Here is a 20,298-nt window from a genome sequence, read left to right as displayed (position 1 = left end):
TAATCTATGCGAATTGGTTTATTTACAGACACCTATTTTCCTCAGGTTTCCGGGGTTGCGACCAGTATTCGAACCTTGAAGACAGAGCTTGAGAAGCAAGGCCATGCAGTTTTTATCTTTACAACAACAGATAAAGATGTGAACCGCTACGAGGATTGGCAAATCATTCGAATTCCGAGTGTCCCTTTCTTTGCATTTAAGGATCGACGATTTGCCTATCGAGGTTTTACAAAGGCACTTGAAATCGCCAAGCAGTATCAACTCGATATCATTCACACCCAGACAGAATTTTCACTTGGATTATTAGGAATTTGGATTGCACGAGAATTGAGAATTCCTGTTATCCATACTTACCATACCCAGTACGAAGACTATGTGCATTATATTGCTAAGGGGATGTTAATTCGACCTAGTATGGTAAAATATCTGGTACGTGGTTTCCTTCGTGATGTAGATGGAGTAATCTGTCCTAGCGAGATTGTCCGGGACCTTTTATCTAAATACAAAGTGAAGGTTGAAAAACGTGTCATTCCAACCGGAATTGAGCTAGCTAAGTTTGAACGACCTGAGATTAAAGAGGAAAACTTGCAAGAACTTCGTTCGAAGTTAGGTATTCAGGAAGACGAGAAAATGCTACTGAGCCTTTCGCGTATTTCTTACGAGAAGAATATCCAAGCAGTTCTAGATGCTTTTGCTGAAGTATTGAAAGAAGAAGATAAAGTAAAGCTGGTCGTTGCTGGAGATGGTCCTTATCTGGACAGTCTGAAAGAGCAAGCAGTGAAATTAAACCTGCAAAAACATGTGATTTTTACAGGGATGATTGCTCCAAGTGAGACAGCTTTATACTATAAGGCTGCAGATTTCTTCATCTCTGCCTCTACTAGTGAAACCCAAGGATTAACTTATCTAGAGAGTTTAGCCAGTGGAACACCCGTCATTGCTCATGGCAATCCTTATCTTGATAACCTGATCAGTGACAAAATGTTTGGAACCCTCTACTATGGAGAACAGGAGTTAGCAGGGGCCATCCTTGAAGCCTTAATCGCTACTCCGGATATGTCTGAACAAAAGTTGGCGGATAAGTTGTACGAAATTTCGGCTGAAAACTTTGGAAAACGAGTACATGAGTTTTACCTTGATGCCATTATCTCCAATAACTTTGAACATGAATTACATGATGGGAAACCTGTTAGTCAGCGCTTTTTGAAAACGATTTTATATCTACCCCAACAGGCTGTTACAAGCCCAGTAAAAGAGTCTAAGCGTATTTTGCGGGCTTCTCGGAAGCAATTATCCAGCATCAGAGATTATTGGAAAGATGAATTCAAATAATAGAATAAGAGGAAAATACTATGAAAAAATTAATGCGAAGTGGAAAAGACCAGAAAATTGCTGGAGTTTGCGCAGGTGTTGCCCACTATTTTGATATTGACCCAACAATTGTTCGTGTTGTTTGGGGTGTTCTTGCATTTTGTTATGGAGCAGGAATCCTTGCTTACATCATTTTATGGGTGGTTGCACCGGTTTCGACAGACTATTAATTTAGAATTATAAAGTGAAAAGGAGAAGTTATGGCTTTTGGAGATAATGGAAAACGTAAAAAAACATTGTTTGAGAAAGTGACACTTGTTGTCGTGCTCATCATGTTGTTTGTAACCCTTGCTGGTATCTTTGCAACTGCGCTTGGAGCTTTTAGCAGATTCTAAGCAAGCTACGAGGATAGAAACAATAACTAATGACTGGGTTCTCCCCAGCCTTTTTAAAGTGAGAAGAAAATATGAGTATGTTTTTAGATACAGCCAAGATCAAGGTCAAGGCTGGTAATGGTGGCGATGGCATGGTTGCCTTTCGTCGTGAAAAATATGTCCCTAATGGCGGTCCGTGGGGTGGTGATGGTGGACATGGAGGTAACGTTGTTTTCGTGGTAGACGAAGGATTACGTACCTTGATGGATTTCCGCTATAACCGTCATTTCAAGGCTGATTCCGGTGAAAAAGGAATGACCAAAGGAATGCACGGACGTGGTGCAGAAGACCTTCGTGTTCGTGTGCCACAGGGAACTACTGTACGTGATGCAGAAACAGGTAAAGTCATTACAGACTTGATTGCACATGGTCAAGAATTTATCGTGGCTCACGGCGGTCGAGGTGGTCGTGGGAATATCCGTTTTGCAACACCAAAAAATCCTGCGCCTGAAATCTCTGAGAATGGAGAGCCAGGTCAAGAACGTGAGTTACAACTGGAATTGAAGATTCTAGCGGATGTTGGTCTAGTCGGTTTCCCATCTGTCGGAAAGTCAACTTTGCTTAGTGTCATCACTTCAGCTAAACCTAAGATCGGTGCTTACCACTTTACGACGATTGTCCCTAATTTGGGAATGGTTCGTACGCAGTCAGGTGAATCTTTTGCAGTAGCAGATCTTCCAGGTTTGATTGAAGGGGCTAGTCAAGGTGTTGGTCTTGGAACCCAGTTTCTTCGTCATATTGAACGTACACGAGTTATCCTCCATGTCATCGATATGTCAGCTAGTGAAGGACGTGATCCTTATGAGGACTACCTTGCTATCAATAAGGAATTAGAATCTTATAACCTTCGTCTGATGGAGCGTCCGCAGATCATCGTAGCCAACAAGATGGATATGCCTGAAAGTCAGGAAAATCTTAAAACTTTCAAGGAAAAGTTGGCAGTAAACTACGACGAGTTTGAGGAACTTCCAGCCATCTTCCCTATTTCTGGATTGACCAAGCAAGGTTTGGCAACTCTTTTGGATGCGACAGCTGAATTGTTAGACAAGACTCCAGAATTTCCGATTTATGATGAATCCGATATGGAAGAAGAGGCGTACTACGGCTTTGACGAGGAAGAAAAAGTCTTTGAGATTAGTCGTGATGATGATGCGACATGGGTACTTTCTGGTGAGAAGCTCATGAAACTCTTTAACATGACCAACTTTGACCGTGACGAATCAGTTATGAAATTTGCCCGCCAGCTTCGTGGTATGGGGGTTGACGAAGCCCTTCGTGCGCGTGGAGCTAAAGATGGCGATTTGGTCCGAATCGGTAAATTTGAGTTTGAATTTGTAGACTAGGAGATTGATATGGGAGATAAACCGATATCATTCCGAGATGCAGATGGGAATTTTGTTTCTGCAGCAGACGTATGGAATGAAAAGAAACTAGAAGAATTATTTAATCGTCTTAACCCTAAACGTGCCCTTCGATTGGCACGTACAAAGAAAGAAGAGACACAGTCCAAGAAATAAAAAATTCCCGTGATCTTTTGATCACGGGATTTGTGTTATTCGCCAAAGAAAAATGGTGGTGCGTATTTTTTAAGGTTTTCAAAACAAGCTTGCGCTTTTGTAGCATCTTCACAGATAATCATGCAGACATCATCTCCACAAAGCGTTGCAATGACATCTGGAAAGTCCAAGGAATCAATTACAGATCCAAATGATTGGGCTAAACCGGGTAAAGTTTTCAAAATAACTTGGTGTTGGACAGGACGCAACATAACAAGAGCATCTTCCATATAATTTTCGAGACGTTTTTCCCACTTGGAGATAGAGCCTGTATTTAACACGTAGTAAGAATTATCTTCTTCTCGTACTTTTGAAAGGTTCATGGTTTTGATATCGCGTGATAAGGTAGCCTGAGTAACTTGGATATCGTTTTCGGCTAACAAAGCTTGTAATTCAGCTTGGGTATGGATTTTGTTTTTTGAAACGAGGGCACGAATAAGTTGGTGTCTGTGTTCAGATTTGTTCATAAGTGTTAATAGCTCCTTTTATGAGGGAATAGTGATAGTAGACTGTGCTAAATCAACAGTCAAGTGATAGTCTGTATTATCTCGAATTGTAATCTCAAAGTCTGTTGTGTAGAGAACCAAGCGGAGAGTGTCTCCTTCTTTAAGTTTGTAGATAGTTGGTTGGAGCTCTAGCTTGAAGTCCATCCATTCATTTGGTTGAATTTCTTCGATTGTCAAGAGATCATTTCGGTTTTGAAGATTGAGGTAGCCTTTGGTGATGACACGTTGGGAACTTGGATTGAATGGCAGTTCACAGAGATTTTCTAACATGTGGTAACGACCATTATCAATGGTTCGGACTGATTGAACCGCTGGATAGGGTTGAAGGTACTTCTGTTGTCCTAGTTGGAGGACTTGAGCAGATAATAATCCCTTATTCGTACTTGATTTGACACGAAGTTTCAGCTCCACTCGACCATTTAAGTGAATGTCTTGACTTACTGGAAGGTCAATGGTGATCTGATTAGCTTTTCCTTGGTAAAGTTCAGTGTTGAAGGTCTGGTAAGTCTTTCCATAACGTTCAAAATCTTTTTGATCATACTGGTTTTGAATCACTTTTTCTTCAGTTCCAAGAGAGAAGGTATGCAGTTCGTCCTGTTTGCCAAAGTTATCAAGTCTCTGCCATGTTTGCGGTGCGATATTGTCCTGCCAGATGACAGTCGGAAGTTGATAGCCTGAGTCAAGTCCTAACAATTTCTTACTTAACAAGGCATTCATGGACTCGCGGAAGTCGATCGACTGCCAGTTATTCATATAAACATGGGCACCATGATGGAAAAAGAGGTGCTTATTGATATGGCTAGGAAGGGCATGAAACATCTGGTAAACATGAAGAGGTTTGACGTTCCAATCCTGGGAACCATGCGTAAAGACGACCTCAGCTTGAACCTTGTGAGCATTGAGCAGATAGTTGCGGTCATGCCAAAACTGATTGTAGTCACCAGTCTTGCGATCGAGTTTCTCTTTAACCTTTTCTAAGTCTGTTTGATGAGCTTCATTGCCACGAATATAGTCACCGGCTTGGAGGTTGCGAGAGTAGGTCAGCTCAGCAAGTGAGTCAAAATCCTCACCTGGATAGCCCCCTGGGCTGGTCACTAGACCATTTTCCCGATAGTAGTTGTACCAAGAGGAAATACCTGCTTCCGCGATGATGACTTCTAAGCCATCAACACCAGTGGTGGCGAGACCATTGGACATGGTACCTAGATAGGAAATACCTGTTGTTGCGACTTTGCCGTTTGACCAGTCAGCTTTGACTTGGCGTTTGAGCGTGTGGTCGGTGAAAGCACGACAACGGCCATTGAGCCAATCAATGACATTTTTATAGGCCTCAATCTGCTGGTAGTCCCCATTGGTCATGAGACCTTGAGAATCTTTAGTTCCAACACCCGATACATAGAGATTGGCAAATCCTCGTGGGAGGAAGTAGTCGTTGAGGGTGTATGAGCTATTGATATGAGCTAACTTTTCTTCAGCTTCAGAGACGAGTTCAGCTTGGCCGATAGGCTCGACTAAATTCAGCTTGGGCTCCTCAAGCTGAATGGTGTGGGCAGGTTTGACCTCAAGCTCCCCTTCCATTTTGTAGAGAGCTTTATCGCTAGCTTTGCCGTTGGTCCCTTGGTGATAAGGGCTGGCAGTCATAACTGAAGGAATTTGTCCATCATAACACGGGCGAATAATGCTGACCTTGACTAAGTCAGGGAGACCGTCTTTATCAGTATCCACACGGCTCTCGACATACACGACTTCACGAATGACATCATGAGTAGAGAAGGTTGCCAAGCTCTTACCGTTAAAGTAGTGGTAGTGATTGTCTTCTGAAATGAGTCCGTCACTAACAAGTTGGTCGATGAGCGTATTTCCTTTTTTCGTTCGCGTATTGAGTAACTGATAAAGATTTTCGATGAGATCTCCATAAACAATAGGAAATCCAGTTTCTTTACGGAATTGTTCGGCGTCCTCAAAGTCAACAAGATAGTTAAACCCTAAAAGTTGAAAAACTACCGTGTAGAAAACATCAGCAGTTAAATCACGCTCTGATTGAAAAAAAGTTAATAGATCTGTTTCGTTATCCGCAGCCAAAGTGGATAAGACATAATCCGTGTTAGAATAAGTGAAAAAACTCCAGCGGATGAAGTCTTCAAATTGCTTTTTTAAGGGCAGTTGAGGGGACAATTCCAGACCAAGACTTGCTAATTCATCTAATTGTTGAGAACTAGAGGTCGGAAGATAGCTAAATTGATTAAAACGCATGGTTCTCTCCTTTGAAAACAGACTGAATTTATTATATCAAAAAATAAGGAAAAATGGAATAAATAAACTTTAATGCAAGAAATTTCGTGAAGCGGAATACCTATTTAGTAAGTTATTATAAAATAGTGAATAAATACTATAATAAAAAGCCTTTTCTTAGAATTTTTTATATGTGAAATTGCATATAGAGTCCGGCTTTATTATACTTTACTTAGTATAAAAATGTCTAAAATGACATTCAAATCCATCTTATAATATTAAAAATTAAAGGGAAGAAAGACGGAGAGGTTGTAAATGCTGATGTTGAAAAGAAAGCATCCGAGTTGCTTCAATATCCAACTTAAAATGGTATAATAGTAGTAAAACGAAAGCAAGGAGGAGAAGAAATGATTGCGCAGCTCGACACCAAGACTGTTTACAGTTTTATGGAAAGTGTGGTTTCGATTGAAAAATACGTTCAAACGGCTAAAGAGTATGGCTATTCTCACCTTGCTATTATGGATGTGGATAATCTCTATGGAGCCTATCATTTTCTAGAAGCAACTCGTAAGCATGGAATCCAACCTTTAATTGGTCTTGAAATGACCTTGATCAAAGATGAGAAGAGTATTCTTCTCCGCTTTCTAGCTCTATCTACTAAAGGCTATCAAGAGTTGATGAAGTTATCCACTTTAAAAATGACTGGACGGAAAAATTGGTCTGACTTCACCTCCCACCTCGAAGATGTTGCTATTATTGTTCCCTATTTTAATGGGGTCGAACAGTTAGATTTAGGCTATGACTATTATATCGGTGTCAGTCCAGATACTCCTCAAGAAGTCTTTACTAGATCCATTCTTCCACTCTATCAAGTCAACTCTTTTGAAAAAGAAGATATACAGGTTTTGCAAATCTTGTCGGCAGTCAAGGACAATGTCAGTCTTAGGGAAGTGGATGTGCATTCACAACAAGGGATTTTTTTACCTGCCTCAGATTTAGAAGCTCGGTTTAAAAATCGCTTCTCTCAGGCACTTGCCAATCTTCAAGGTTTGATAGAGAATGTAAGCTATCAAGTTGACCCAAGTTTAAAACTTCCTCGCTTTAATCCTGAAAGACCAGCAGTAGAAGAACTTCGAGAGAGGGCTAAGCAAGGTTTGAGTGACAAGGGGCTAACCTCAGCTATTTATCATGAGCGATTGAATGAGGAATTAGCTGTGATTCATGATATGGGCTTTGACGACTATTTCCTTGTAGTTTGGGATTTGCTCCGTTTTGGACGTTCCCAAGGATATTATATGGGAATGGGGCGTGGTTCTGCGGTTGGTAGTCTAGTGGCTTACTCACTGGATATCACAGGGATTGATCCGGTTGAAAAGAACTTGATTTTCGAGCGCTTTTTAAATCGTGAGCGCTACACCATGCCTGATATCGATATCGACATTCCTGACCTCTATAGACCAGAGTTCATTCGCTATGTTCGTGATCGGTATGGTAGTCAACACGTGGCACAGATTGTCACTTATTCGACCTTTGGAGCAAAACAGGCAATTCGTGATGTTTTTAAACGCTATGGCGTTCCAGAGTACGAATTAACAAATATTACGAAAAAAATCAGTTTCCGAGATACGCTAACGACAGCCTATGAAAAGAATTTGCAGTTTAGGCAGATTATCAATAGCAAGATTGAATACCAAAAAGCTTTTGAGATTGCTCGAAAGATTGAAGGTTATCCTCGTCAGACCTCTATCCATGCGGCAGGAGTTGTTATGAGTGACCAAGACCTGACAGACTATATTCCACTTAAATACGGTGAGGATATGCTGATCACTCAATATGATGCACATGCAGTTGAAGCTAATGGCCTTTTAAAAATGGATTTTCTAGGTCTGCGTAACTTAACTTTTGTCCAAAAAATGCAGGAATTACTGGCTGAGTCAGAAGGTATTCATCTGAAAATCGAAGAGATTGATTTGGAAGATAAGGAAACGCTGGCCCTCTTTGCTGCTGGAAATACCAAGGGGATTTTCCAATTTGAACAACCTGGTGCCATTCGACTCTTGAAACGAGTTCAGCCACAAGTCTTTGAAGAGGTAGTAGCCACAACCTCCCTCAACAGACCAGGGGCTAGTGATTATATTGATAACTTTGTCGCTCGGAAGCACGGCAAAGAAAAGGTGACGGTGCTGGATCCTGTCTTGGAGGACATTCTGTCATCAACCTACGGTATCATGCTCTATCAAGAGCAGGTCATGCAGGTTGCTCAACGCTTTGGAGGTTTCAGTCTTGGTAAAGCTGACATTCTCAGACGAGCCATGGGTAAGAAAAATGCTAAAGAGATGCATTTAATGAAGGAAGATTTTATCTCTGGAGCTATGAAATTGGGGCATACAGAAGAAAAGGCCAACCAAGTTTTTGCAGTGATGGAAAAGTTTGCAGGCTATGGATTTAACCGATCTCACGCCTATGCCTACTCAGCACTGGCTTTCCAGCTAGCTTATTTCAAGACGCATTATCCCGCTATTTTCTTCCAAGTCATGTTGAATTATTCCAGTAGCGATTACATTGTGGATGCATTGCAGATGGGCTTTGAAGTAGCCCCGTTAGCAATCAATAGCATTCCCTATCACGATAAAATTGCTCAGAAGAAAATATATCTTGGTCTAAAAGCCATTAAGGGCATCCCAAGAGATTTTTCTTACTGGATCATCGAAAATCGTCCTTTCTCAAGCATTGAAGATTTTGTCACACGTCTTCCCAAGAATTACAAGAAACTGTCGCTTTTGACTCCTTTGGTTGAACTAGGGCTCTTTGATGAATTTGACAAGAATCGCCAGAAAATCTTAGTGAACCTACCAAACTTATTTGTTTTTGTTGAGGAGTTAGGTGGACTCTTTGCGGATACAACCTATAGTTGGACTGAAGCTGATGATTTTACTGAGACGGAGAAATTTTACAAGGAGCAGGAATTGATTGGGGTAGGTATCAGTGCCCATCCTCTCCAAACTCTTGCCAAACAAGCCCTATATCCGACGACCCCGATTGCTAATCTTACTGAGGGAGCTCAAGCTACTCTCCTAGTTGAAGTGCAAAAACTAAAAGTGATTCGAACCAAGAAGGGAGAGAACATGGCTTTCCTACAGGTTCATGACAGTAAGTCTCGGATGGATGTGACTGTATTTTCAGATCAATATAGAAAATTCGCCCCCATCCTCTCCGAAGGGAAATTTTACTATATCAATGGGAAGGTTCAATCTCGAGATGGCCGTTTGCAAATGATTGCACAAGATTTGAAAGAAGCAGTGGCGGAACGATTCTGGATTCAAGTTAAAAATCATGAATACGATAAAGAGATTTCAAATATCCTAGAACAATACAAAGGCCCAACTCCTGTGATTATCAGGTATGAAGAGGAGCAAAAAACAGTTGTTTCTACACGGCATTTTGTAAAAAAAGAGCCTGCTTTACAGGAGAAATTAAAGGAAATTACCATGAAAACGATTTATCGCTAAAAATACGAAAAATAGAAGAATTTTCGATTTAAATGTGGTATAATCAGTAAGAATGTTAAAAGGAAAAGGAGCAAAAACCAAATGAAACGTATTGCTGTTTTGACCAGTGGTGGAGACGCCCCTGGTATGAATGCTGCCATCCGTGCAGTAGTTCGCCAAGCAATCTCAGAAGGAATGGAAGTTTTCGGTATCTATGATGGGTATGCAGGTATGGTTGCCGGCGAAATTTATCCACTTGATGCTGCTTCAGTAGGAGACATCATTTCCCGTGGTGGTACTTTCCTTCACTCTGCTCGTTACCCTGAGTTTGCACAACTTGAAGGTCAACTTAAAGGGATTGAGCAGTTGAAAAAACACGGTATCGAAGGTGTCGTTGTTATCGGTGGTGACGGTTCTTATCACGGAGCTATGCGCTTGACTGAGCATGGATTCCCTGCTATCGGACTTCCAGGTACAATCGATAACGATATCGTAGGTACTGACTTCACAATCGGATTTGATACTGCAGTTACTACTGCAATGGATGCAATCGATAAGATTCGTGATACATCATCAAGTCACCGTCGTACTTTCGTTGTTGAAGTAATGGGACGTAATGCTGGCGATATCGCACTTTGGGCAGGTATTGCAACTGGTGCTGATGAAATCATTATCCCTGAAGAAGGCTTCAAGATGGAAGATATCGTAGCTAGTATCAAAGCTGGTTATGAATGTGGTAAAAAACACAACATCATCGTTTTGGCCGAGGGGGTTATGTCTGCCGATGAATTTGGTAAGAAACTAAAGGAAGCAGGAGATACTAGTGACCTTCGTGTGACTGAGCTTGGACATATCCAACGTGGTGGTTCACCAACCGCTCGTGACCGTGTATTAGCGTCACGTATGGGAGCACACGCTGTTAAACTTCTCAAACAAGGAATCGGTGGTGTCGCTGTTGGTATCCGTAACGAAAAAATGGTTGAAAACCCAATTCTTGGAACAGCAGAAGAAGGAGCCTTGTTCAGCCTAACAGCTGATGGCAAAATCGTTGTTAACAACCCTCACAAAGCTGACCTTGAACTTGCTAGCTTGAATAAGAGCTTGTCATAATCAACTTTAACTAATCTGGTAAAATGACCATAAAAGGTCAAATTATATAAAGGAGTCACAAATCATGAATAAACGTGTAAAAATCGTTGCAACTTTGGGTCCTGCGGTTGAAATCCGTGGTGGAAAGAAATTCGGTGATGACGGATACTGGGGTGAAAAACTTGACGTTGAAGCTTCAGCAAAAAACATTGCTAAATTGATTGAAGCGGGAGCTAACACTTTCCGTTTCAACTTCTCACACGGTGACCACCAAGAACAAGGTGAACGTATGGCAACTGTTAAACTTGCAGAAAAACTTGCAGGTAAGAAAGTTGGTTTCCTTCTTGATACTAAAGGACCAGAAATCCGTACTGAGTTGTTCGAAGGTGAAGCTAAAGAGTACTCATACAAAACTGGTGAAAAAATCCGTGTTGCAACTAAACAAGGAATCAAATCAACTCGTGAAGTGATTGCTTTGAACGTTGCTGGTGCTCTTGACATCTATGATGACGTTGAAGTTGGTCGCCAAGTATTGGTTGACGATGGTAAACTTGGTCTTCGCGTTGTAGAAAAAGACGATGCAACTCGTGAATTTGTAGTTGAAGTGGAAAATGACGGTGTGATTGCTAAACAAAAAGGTGTAAATATCCCTAACACTAAAATTCCTTTCCCAGCTCTTGCTGAACGTGATAACGATGATATCCGCTTTGGTCTTGAACAAGGTATTAACTTCATCGCGATTTCATTCGTACGTACTGCAAAAGACGTTAACGAAGTTCGTGCAATCTGTGAAGAAACTGGTAACGGTCACGTTCAATTGTTCGCTAAAATCGAAAACCAACAAGGTATCGACAACTTGGATGAAATCATTGAAGCTGCTGACGGTATCATGATCGCTCGTGGTGACATGGGTATCGAAGTACCATTCGAAATGGTTCCAGTTTACCAAAAAATGATCATCACTAAAGTGAACGCAGCTGGTAAAGTCGCTATCACAGCAACAAACATGCTTGAAACTATGACTGAAAAACCACGTGCAACGCGTTCAGAAGTATCAGATGTGTTTAACGCTGTTATCGACGGAACTGACGCTACAATGCTTTCAGGTGAGTCTGCAAATGGTAAATATCCACTTGAGTCAGTTACTACGATGGCAACTATTGACAAAAATGCTCAAACTCTTTTAAAAGAATACGGTCGCTTGTCGTTTGTTAACTTGCCACGTAATTCTAAGACTGAGGTTATGGCTTCAGCTGTTAAGGATGCGACAAATTCTATGAATATCAAGTTGGTGGTTACTCTTACTAAGACAGGTCACACTGCTCGTTTGATTTCTAAATACCGTCCAGATGCTGATATCTTGGCAATCACTTTCGATGAATTGACTCAGCGTGGTTTGATGTTGAACTGGGGAGTTATTCCAGTAACCACTGATCGCCCATCAAACACTGATGATATGTTTGATCTCGCTGAAAGAATTGCAGTTGAGCAAGGTTTGGTAGAATCTGGTGATGATATTGTTATCGTTGCAGGTGTACCGCTTGGAGAAGCTGTCCGTACAAACACAATGCGTATCCGTACAGTACGTTAATCTAACATTACAAAGCCTGTCATATCAAGCTTTATCGCTTGTGTGATAGGCTTTTTTTATTGAAATGGAATGTTTAATCAATAGGAATGGGAAAAAAATGAAAATTATGGTATAATAGAATGAAGAGACCTTTTTAGTAAATTTTGAAAGAGTATAACATGAGAAAAATTGTCATCAATGGTGGACATCCATTGCAAGGTGAGATCACCATTAGCGGTGCTAAAAATAGTGTTGTAGCGCTTATTCCAGCTATTATCTTATCAGATGATATTGTCACTTTAGATTGTGTTCCAGATATTTCAGACGTTGCTAGTCTTGTAGAAATTATGGAGATTATGGGGGCAACTGTTAAGCGTTATGATGATGTCTTGGAAATCGATCCAAGAGGTGTTCAAAATATTCCTATGCCTTATGGTAAGATCAATAGCTTGCGTGCTTCTTATTATTTCTACGGAAGTCTCTTAGGTCGCTTTGGTGAAGCTACAGTTGGACTTCCTGGTGGATGTGATCTGGGGCCTCGTCCGATTGATCTTCACTTAAAAGCCTTTGAGGCCATGGGTGCTAAAGTTAGCTATGAGGGAGATAATATGAATTTATCTGCCCAAGGTAAGGGACTTCATGGCGCAAGTATTTACATGGATACCGTCAGCGTTGGTGCAACGATTAACACCATGATTGCTGCGGTCAAAGCTAAGGGGCGTACTGTCATTGAAAATGCGGCTCGTGAACCGGAAATTATCGATGTTGCTACCCTTTTGAACAATATGGGCGCTCACATTCGTGGTGCAGGGACTGATATTATCATTATTGATGGTGTTGAGAAACTTCATGGAACGCGTCACCAAGTCATTCCAGACCGTATCGAAGCTGGAACCTATATTTCACTTGCTGCAGCGGTAGGAAAAGGAATCCGTATTAACAACGTTCTCTATGAGCACTTAGAAGGTTTTATCGCCAAACTAGAGGAAATGGGCGTTCATATGACGGTCTCAGAAGACAGTATCTTCGTTGAAGAGCAGTCTGATTTGAAGGCTATCAATATCAAAACAGCTCCTTATCCTGGATTTGCAACTGATTTGCAACAGCCAATAACTCCGCTATTGCTGACTGCTCAAGGTCGTGGAACCATTATTGATACGATTTATGAAAAACGTGTTAACCATGTTTTTGAATTAGCAAAAATGGATGCGGATATTACGACTACAAATGATCATATTATCTACAATGGTGGTCGTAGATTGCACGGGGCAAGCGTAAAAGCTACAGACTTGCGAGCTGGTGCAGCGCTTGTTATTGCTGGCTTGATGGCTGAAGGTAAAACTGAAATTACAAATATTGAGTTTATCTTGCGTGGCTACTCAGATATTATTGAGAAATTACGTAGTCTCGGAGCGGATATTACACTCATTGAAGACTAAACCGTTGAGGTGATTATGAATATTTGGACCAAATTAGCAATGTTTTCTTTTTTTGAAACGGAGCGCTTGTATTTGCGTCCTTTCTTTTTTAGTGACAGTCAAGCATTTTACGAGATTGCTTCCAATCCTGAAAATTTGCAGTTTATTTTTCCTAGTCAATCAAGTTTAGAAGAAAGTCAATACGCGCTTGCCAACTATTTTATGAAGGCTCCTCTAGGTGTTTGGGCAATTTGTCTCCAAGGAAATCAGGAAATGATTGGCTCTATTAAATTTGAAAAGATTGATGAAATCAAAAAAGAAGCAGAAATTGGTTATTTCTTAAAAAAGGATTCTTGGTCACAAGGTTATATGACAGAAGTGGTTACCAAGCTTTGTCAGCTTTCCTTTGAAGAATTTGGTTTAAAACAATTATCCATCATCACTCATCTGGAGAATCAAGCTAGTCAAAAAGTAGCCTTAAAATCAGGCTTTAGTCTCTTCCGACAGTTTAAGGGGAGCGACCGCTATACACGAAAAATGAGGGACTATCTTGAATTTCGATATATAAAAGGAGAATTCAATGAGTAAACACCAGGAAATTTTGTCCTATCTGGAAGAGTTGCCAATTGGGAAAAGAGTTAGTGTTCGCAGTATCTCTAATCACCTAGGTGTTAGTGATGGAACCGCCTACCGAGCTATCAAAGAAGCTGAAAATCGTGGCATCGTTGAAACTCGGCCACGTAGTGGAACCATACGAGTTAAGCCAAAGAAAGTGGCTATTGAACGGCTAACCTATGCTGAAATCGCTGAAGTCACCTCCTCTGAGGTTTTAGCCGGTCAGGAAGGGCTGGAGAGAGAGTTTAGCAAATTTTCCATTGGGGCCATGACAGAGCAGAATATCCGATCCTATCTCCATGATGGTGGTCTTGTGATCGTAGGTGACCGAACTCGTATTCAACTTCTAGCCTTGGAAAATGAAAATGCGGTCCTCGTGACAGGTGGTTTCTATGTTCAGGACGATGTTCTTGAGTTGGCCAATAAAAAAGGGATTCCAGTTCTAAGAAGTAAAGATGACACTTTTACAGTAGCGACCATGATTAACAAAGCTCTCTCAAACGTTCAAATCAAAACCGATATTCTGACAGTTGAAAAGCTCTATCGCCCCAGTCATGAGTATGGTTTTTTGAGAGAAACCGATACAGTCAAAGATTATCTAGACTTGGTTCGTAAGAACAGAAGTAGCCGTTTTCCAGTCGTTAACCAACACCAAGTGGTTGTTGGGGTTGTTACTATGCGTGACGCAGGAGACAAGTCTCCCAGCACGACGATTGACAAGGTGATGACACGCAGCATCTTCGTAACAGGATTGGCGACCAATATTGCCAATGTCAGTCAACGAATGATTGCAGAAGACTTTGAGATGGTTCCGGTAGTTAGAAGCAACCAAACCCTACTCGGTGTCGTAACACGACGAGATGTCATGGAAAAGATGAGCCGTTCCCAAGTTTCTGCTTTGCCGACTTTCTCAGAGCAAATTGGGCAAAAACTCTCTTATCATCATGATGAAGTCGTCATAACTGTTGAGCCCTTCATGTTGGAGAAAAATGGAGTCCTTGCTAATGGAGTCTTGGCTGAAATTCTCAACCATATGACCCAAGACCTCGTTGTCAATAGCGGACGTAATCTCATCATTGAGCAGATGTTGATTTATTTCTTGCAGGCTGTACAGATAGATGATACTCTGCGGATTCGGGCTCGTATTATTCACCACACGAGACGCTCAGCTATTATTGATTATGATATTTATCATGGTCATCAGATTGTTTCAAAAGCAAATGTTACGGTTAAAATTAATTAGAATCTAGGAGAAAAAATGATAACTTTAAAATCAGCACGTGAAATCGAAGCTATGGACAAGGCTGGTGATTTCCTAGCAAGTATCCATATCGGCTTACGTGATTTGATTAAGCCAGGCGTGGATATGTGGGAAGTTGAAGAGTACGTTCGTCGACGTTGTAAAGAGGAAAATTTCCTTCCTCTACAGATTGGCGTGGATGGCGCAGTCATGGATTACCCATACGCTACCTGTTGCTCTCTCAACGACGAAGTTGCTCATGCTTTTCCACGTCATTACATCTTGAAAGATGGAGACTTGCTCAAGGTTGATATGGTACTGGGTGGCCCGATTGCCAAATCCGACCTCAATGTCTCTAAACTCAACTTTAATAATGTTGAGCAAATGAAAAAATACACCCAAAGCTATACTGGTGGTTTAGCAGACTCATGTTGGGCTTATGCGGTTGGTACACCGTCTGAAGAAGTGAAAAACTTGATGGACGTGACCAAGGAAGCTATGTATATAGGGATTGAGAAAGCGGTTGTTGGAAATCGTATCGGTGATATCGGTGCAGCCATTCAAGAATACGCTGAAAGTCGCGGTTACGGTGTCGTACGTGATTTGGTTGGACACGGTGTTGGTCCCACTATGCATGAAGAGCCAATGGTTCCTAACTATGGTATTGCAGGCCGTGGACTCCGTCTCCGTGAAGGAATGGTACTAACCATTGAACCCATGATCAATACTGGTGACTGGGAAATCGATACAGATATGAAGACTGGCTGGGCTCATAAGACTATAGACGGTGGACTGTCTTGCCAGTATGAACACCAGTTCGTGATTACTAAAGACGGTCCAGTTATCTTGACTAGTCAAGGTGAAGAAGGAACTTATTAGAACGATAAAAGGGAGCTTAGCTCCTTTTTTTGTTTCAAGTTGAGATAAAATAGACAAGCGTAGCAAAGTTGTCACAATTTTTTTCTTTTATAGTAAAATAAGATTAGAATTTTGAGAAAGTAGGTAATTCGTTGGAATCTATTATATTTTTAGTATCGGTTTTTTTAGCCGGCATTCTGTCTTTCTTTTCACCCTGCATCTTCCCTTTGCTACCAGTCTATGCTGGTATTTTACTGGATGATCAGGGAAATTCGAAAAGCTTTCGCTTTTTTGGAAGAGATGTTGCATGGTCGGGTTTAATTCGGACCTTGTGCTTTATTGCAGGAATCTCCCTTATTTTCTTTATTTTAGGATTTGGAGCTGGATTCCTAGGGCACATGCTCTATGCAGACTGGTTTCGTTATGCTATGGGAATAGTCATTATTCTTTTAGGACTTCACCAGATGGAAATCTTACATTTCAATAAACTGGAGGTTCAAAAGACAGTCACCTTCAAACAATCCAAGTCTAATCACTATCTGTCAGCCTTTTTACTTGGGATAACCTTTAGTTTTGGTTGGACCCCTTGTATCGGACCAGTCTTAAGTTCAGTCTTGGCTCTAGCGGCTTCAGGAGGGAATGGTGCTTGGCAAGGAGCCGTGTTAACATTAGTATATACATTGGGAATGGCCCTTCCTTTCATAGTTTTGGCCTTGGCTTCGGGCTGGATTATGCCCTATTTTAGTAAATTAAAACCCCATATGATTCTACTAAAGAAAATTGGGGGAGCTTTGATTATTTTGATGGGATTATTATTAATGCTAGGGCAGTTAAATGCCTTGTCAGGAATTCTTGGATAAAAGGAGAAAAAGATGAAAAAAGTTATTTTTACAGGATTGAGTATTATGTCTCTATTTCTATTGATTGCCTGTGGTGAAAAAGAAACCAAACAGACAAGCAGTCCAAAACAACCTGCTGTACAACAAATCGCAGTGGGTAAGGATGCGCCAGACTTTACCTTGCAGTCTATGGATGGCAAAGAAGTGAAGTTATCAGACTATAAAGGGAAAAAGGTCTATTTGAAATTCTGGGCTTCTTGGTGTGGACCATGTAAAAAAAGCATGCCTGAGCTGATGGAATTAGCTGCCAAACAAGATCGAGACTTTGAAATCTTGAGTGTCATTGCACCAGGTCTACAAGGTGAAAAAACAGTTCAAGACTTTCCAAAATGGTTTCAAGAGCAAGGGTATAAGGATATACCAGTTTTGTATGATACCCAAGCAACTGCCTTTCAAGCCTACCAAATTCGTAGTATTCCAACGGAATACTTGATTGACAGTCAAGGTAAAATCGGAAAAATCCAATTTGGAGCTATTAGTAATGCAGATGCGGAAGCAGCTTTTAAAGAGATGAAATGAAATAAAGAAAAAATCGCGATTGTTCGCGATTTTTTTATAGTTTCTCATTGATAAAGCGGATAAATTGATTCCACCAAACCTTCAAAAAGAAGGCTTTTTCTACTTTCTTTTCAGCGACCATTTCAAAAGAAGGTTTTTCAGAAGTGAGATAACCTTGACCGACCAAATCCTGATCGTCATAGGTTAGAGTACCGACAACCTTGCCTTCTTCCAGTGGGGCTATTTCTGATTTTGGTGTGAATTGAAGAGCTGATGTTGTTTCACTTCCAACTCGTTGGACGATTGAAATATCTGACTTAGCAATTGCAGCTACCTTATCTTCTTTCCCATCAAGGACTGTCACTTTGCTATCTTTATAGGTTTCGCCTTTCTGAACGACAGTTTTTAAAGCAAAGTTTGCAGAAACATAATCTAAAAGTGAAGAAGTTGCAGTAAAACGTGCATAAGGGTTGCTATCTTGTTGGTCCGCATTTAAAACAACCGTAATAATACGCATCCCTTTTTCAACGGTTGTTCCAACGAAAGAAGCACCAGCTTTGTCGGTAGTACCTGTTTTCAAACCGTCGACACCACCACGATAGGCTGGCATTCCTTCCAACATATAGTTGGTTGAGTGGATTTCAAGTCCAGCAAAAGTAGAAGTTGGTTTTTTGGTGATTTCCAAAACTTGAGGATAATCTCGGATGAGATTACGAGCGACTATTGCAACGTCGTAGGCACTCAACTTGTTTTCATCGTCTTTTTTAGAACCAGGATAGATATTATCGCCAAGGGTCTCATTATTTAAACCAGTTGTGTTTACAATAGTTGCATCTTGAATTCCCCATTCAAGAAGTTTAGCTCTCATCTTGTCTACAAAGTCTTTCTCAGAACCAGCAATCTTTTCTGCTAGTGCAATCGCAGCGCTGTTTGCACTGGATACCATTGTAGCCTCTAATAGTTGTTCAACAGTATAATTTCGAGCTTCCATAGGGACGTTACTCGCCTCAGAATTGGTTGTAAGTTTGTAAGGATAGTCCGAAATATCGACAGGTGTAGATAGGCTGATAGTTCCTTGTTCCAGAGCTTCATAGACCAAATAGACTGTAACAAGTTTGGTAATAGAAGCAATTTCTACAGGCTGATTTGCATCTTTCTCGTAGAGGATTTTTCCAGTTGTGGCCTCGACAGCAATGGCATGTTTAGCAGCAACATCAAACTCCTGAGCAGAAACAGTAGAAACTGTTCCAAAAACAAAAAGTGTTATAAAAGATAGAATTATTTTTTTCATATTAGCTTTATTTTATCATAAAGAAAAAAATTTTTCTCGCTTTTATACTAAAGCCATCTTATCTTTTGAAGAAATATGATAAAATAAATAGAGGAGGATGCCTATGTTCCGTAGAAACAAATTATTTTTTTGGACAGCTGAAATTTTATTATTAACACTGATTTTCTATCTTTGGAGAGAGATGGGAGCGATTATTACTCCTTTCGTGACGGTTGTGAATACCATCATGATTCCATTTTTGTTAGGTGGATTTTTTTACTACATTACCAATCCAATCGTTACCTTTTTGGAAAAGAGATGTAAGATTAATCGTCTAATTGGTGTCTTGGTCACTCTCTGTGCTTTAATTGGTGCCATCGTTGTAGGTGTTGTTTATCTCTTACCGATTTTGATTAATCAGTTGACAAGCTTGATTATTTCTAGTCAAAACATCTATAGTAGACTACAAGATTTGATCATTGATTTGTCCATGAATCCAGTCTTCCAAAATATTGATATTCAACAAACCATTCAACAACTTAACCTCTCCTATGTGGATATCCTCCAGAATATCCTTAATAGCGTCAGCAATAGTTTAGGAAGTGTTCTTTCAGCCTTGTTTAGTACAGTTCTGATTCTCATTATGACCCCTGTATTCTTGATTTATTTCTTGTTGGATGGTCATAAGTTGCTACCGATGTTGGAACGTACCGTCTTAAAACATGATAAATTAAATCTTTCTAGCCTTTTAACCAATCTCAATACAACCATAGCGCGCTATATCAGTGGAATTGCGATTGATGCGGTTATTATCGGATGTTTAGCCTATATTGGTTATAGCGTTATCGGATTAAAGTACGCTCTTGTTTTTGCTATTTTCTCTGGAATCGCAAATTTAATTCCTTATGTTGGTCCAAGTATTGGCTTGATTCCAATGGTGATTGCCAATGTGTTCACGGATCCTCATCGTATGTTGATTGCGGTTGCTTATATGCTTATTATTCAGCAAATCGATGGAAATGTTCTCTATCCACGTATCGTTGGAGGGGTTATGAAAGTGCATCCGATTACGATTTTGGTGCTCCTCTTACTGTCAAGTAATATCTACGGCGTCATAGGGATGATTGTAGCAGTGCCAACCTATTCTATTCTCAAAGAAATCACTAAATTCTTGGCGAAATTATATGAAAATCATAAGGAAGCTAAAGAACTGGAAAAATCAGAATCCATTTAGAATCAGGGGAACCTGATTTTTTTGTGAACATAATACCGCTAGAATGAAATAAACTTGAATTGTATAAAGAAGCAGAAGAA

The 20,298-nt window shown here is 40.5% G+C and carries 18 protein-coding genes; 15 read left to right on the top strand and 3 right to left on the bottom strand.

Features of this window, described 5'->3' with window-relative positions:
* Positions 1–6: 6 nt before the first annotated feature.
* The 5 genes from HMPREF1516_RS01875 to HMPREF1516_RS01855 all read left to right on the top strand — a co-directional run bounded on the left by HMPREF1516_RS01875 (position 7) and on the right by HMPREF1516_RS01855 (position 3,262).
* A complete protein-coding gene (locus HMPREF1516_RS01875) occupies positions 7–1,332 on the top strand; it encodes a glycosyltransferase family 4 protein (protein WP_033605664.1) in 1,326 nt (441 codons plus the stop codon).
* A 20-nt stretch (positions 1,333–1,352) separates the two neighbouring features.
* Positions 1,353–1,541, top strand: coding sequence for a PspC domain-containing protein (locus HMPREF1516_RS01870; RefSeq protein WP_198014356.1), 189 nt, complete (start codon positions 1,353–1,355; stop codon positions 1,539–1,541).
* A 30-nt stretch (positions 1,542–1,571) separates the two neighbouring features.
* The gene (locus HMPREF1516_RS01865) at positions 1,572–1,706 is read left to right on the top strand and encodes a DUF4044 domain-containing protein (protein ID WP_000863851.1); all 135 of its coding nucleotides are present in this window, start codon (positions 1,572–1,574) and stop codon (positions 1,704–1,706) included.
* Positions 1,707–1,777: 71 nt separating this feature from the next.
* Positions 1,778–3,088 (top strand): GTPase ObgE, encoded by a 1,311-nt coding sequence (obgE, locus tag HMPREF1516_RS01860; RefSeq protein WP_033605663.1) that lies wholly within the window; start codon positions 1,778–1,780, stop codon positions 3,086–3,088.
* A gap of 9 nt (positions 3,089–3,097) precedes the next feature.
* On the top strand, positions 3,098–3,262 hold the full coding sequence (locus HMPREF1516_RS01855; protein WP_000502578.1) for a hypothetical protein: 165 nt from the start codon (positions 3,098–3,100) through the stop codon (positions 3,260–3,262).
* 35 nt (positions 3,263–3,297) lie between these two features.
* Here HMPREF1516_RS01855 and HMPREF1516_RS01850 read toward each other — a convergent pair whose 3' ends face one another.
* Both HMPREF1516_RS01850 and HMPREF1516_RS01845 read right to left on the bottom strand, forming a co-directional pair.
* The gene (locus HMPREF1516_RS01850; RefSeq protein WP_033605662.1) at positions 3,298–3,768 is read right to left on the bottom strand and encodes an arginine repressor; all 471 of its coding nucleotides are present in this window, start codon (positions 3,766–3,768) and stop codon (positions 3,298–3,300) included.
* Positions 3,769–3,786: 18 nt separating this feature from the next.
* The gene (locus tag HMPREF1516_RS01845; protein ID WP_033605661.1) at positions 3,787–6,060 is read right to left on the bottom strand and encodes a Xaa-Pro dipeptidyl-peptidase; all 2,274 of its coding nucleotides are present in this window, start codon (positions 6,058–6,060) and stop codon (positions 3,787–3,789) included.
* Positions 6,061–6,446: 386 nt separating this feature from the next.
* On the opposite strand from HMPREF1516_RS01845, the gene HMPREF1516_RS01840 reads away from it, so the two are divergent.
* From HMPREF1516_RS01840 to sdbB, 9 genes are all read left to right on the top strand, one after another.
* A complete protein-coding gene (locus HMPREF1516_RS01840; protein WP_033605660.1) occupies positions 6,447–9,548 on the top strand; it encodes a DNA polymerase III subunit alpha in 3,102 nt (1,033 codons plus the stop codon).
* Between the two features lie 81 nt (positions 9,549–9,629).
* Positions 9,630–10,637, top strand: a complete 1,008-nt coding sequence (gene pfkA, locus HMPREF1516_RS01835) for a 6-phosphofructokinase (protein ID WP_000820879.1) — start codon at positions 9,630–9,632, stop codon at positions 10,635–10,637.
* 64 nt (positions 10,638–10,701) lie between these two features.
* Positions 10,702–12,207, top strand: coding sequence for a pyruvate kinase (pyk, locus tag HMPREF1516_RS01830; protein WP_033584120.1), 1,506 nt, complete (start codon positions 10,702–10,704; stop codon positions 12,205–12,207).
* Between the two features lie 158 nt (positions 12,208–12,365).
* Positions 12,366–13,625: a UDP-N-acetylglucosamine 1-carboxyvinyltransferase gene (locus tag HMPREF1516_RS01825; protein ID WP_001227077.1), complete on the top strand. Its 1,260-nt coding sequence runs from the start codon at positions 12,366–12,368 to the stop codon at positions 13,623–13,625.
* A gap of 15 nt (positions 13,626–13,640) precedes the next feature.
* On the top strand, positions 13,641–14,192 hold the full coding sequence (locus tag HMPREF1516_RS01820; protein ID WP_001028753.1) for a GNAT family N-acetyltransferase: 552 nt from the start codon (positions 13,641–13,643) through the stop codon (positions 14,190–14,192).
* The gene (gene spxR / locus HMPREF1516_RS01815; RefSeq protein ID WP_033605659.1) at positions 14,185–15,462 is read left to right on the top strand and encodes a CBS-HotDog domain-containing transcription factor SpxR; all 1,278 of its coding nucleotides are present in this window, start codon (positions 14,185–14,187) and stop codon (positions 15,460–15,462) included. The genes HMPREF1516_RS01820 and spxR overlap by 8 nt, the downstream gene beginning before the upstream one ends.
* A gap of 15 nt (positions 15,463–15,477) precedes the next feature.
* Positions 15,478–16,338 carry a methionyl aminopeptidase gene (locus tag HMPREF1516_RS01810; RefSeq protein WP_000631555.1) on the top strand — a complete coding sequence of 287 codons (861 nt, stop codon included), beginning with the start codon at positions 15,478–15,480 and terminating at the stop codon, positions 16,336–16,338.
* Between the two features lie 131 nt (positions 16,339–16,469).
* Complete coding sequence (gene ccdA2, locus HMPREF1516_RS01805; RefSeq protein ID WP_002875594.1) at positions 16,470–17,177, top strand: thiol-disulfide oxidoreductase-associated membrane protein CcdA2; 708 nt, start codon at positions 16,470–16,472, stop codon at positions 17,175–17,177.
* 12 nt (positions 17,178–17,189) lie between these two features.
* Positions 17,190–17,735: a thiol-disulfide oxidoreductase-associated lipoprotein SdbB gene (gene sdbB / locus HMPREF1516_RS01800; protein ID WP_007521696.1), complete on the top strand. Its 546-nt coding sequence runs from the start codon at positions 17,190–17,192 to the stop codon at positions 17,733–17,735.
* Between the two features lie 34 nt (positions 17,736–17,769).
* On the opposite strand, the gene pbp3 is transcribed toward sdbB, so the two are convergent.
* Entirely contained in the window at positions 17,770–19,005 is a 1,236-nt protein-coding gene (gene pbp3 / locus HMPREF1516_RS01795) for a D-alanyl-D-alanine carboxypeptidase PBP3 (RefSeq protein WP_033605658.1), read from the bottom strand.
* A 103-nt stretch (positions 19,006–19,108) separates the two neighbouring features.
* Between pbp3 and HMPREF1516_RS01790 the strand changes: the two genes are divergently transcribed.
* Positions 19,109–20,218: an AI-2E family transporter gene (locus tag HMPREF1516_RS01790; RefSeq protein WP_000489822.1), complete on the top strand. Its 1,110-nt coding sequence runs from the start codon at positions 19,109–19,111 to the stop codon at positions 20,216–20,218.
* Positions 20,219–20,298: the final 80 nt, after the last annotated feature.

It is taken from the genome of Streptococcus sp. CM6 (assembly GCF_000526095.1).
Classification (GTDB): domain Bacteria; phylum Bacillota; class Bacilli; order Lactobacillales; family Streptococcaceae; genus Streptococcus; species Streptococcus oralis_BW.
The sequence above is the reverse complement of the archived record's forward strand: the minus strand, read 5'-3'. Positions and strand labels throughout refer to the sequence as shown.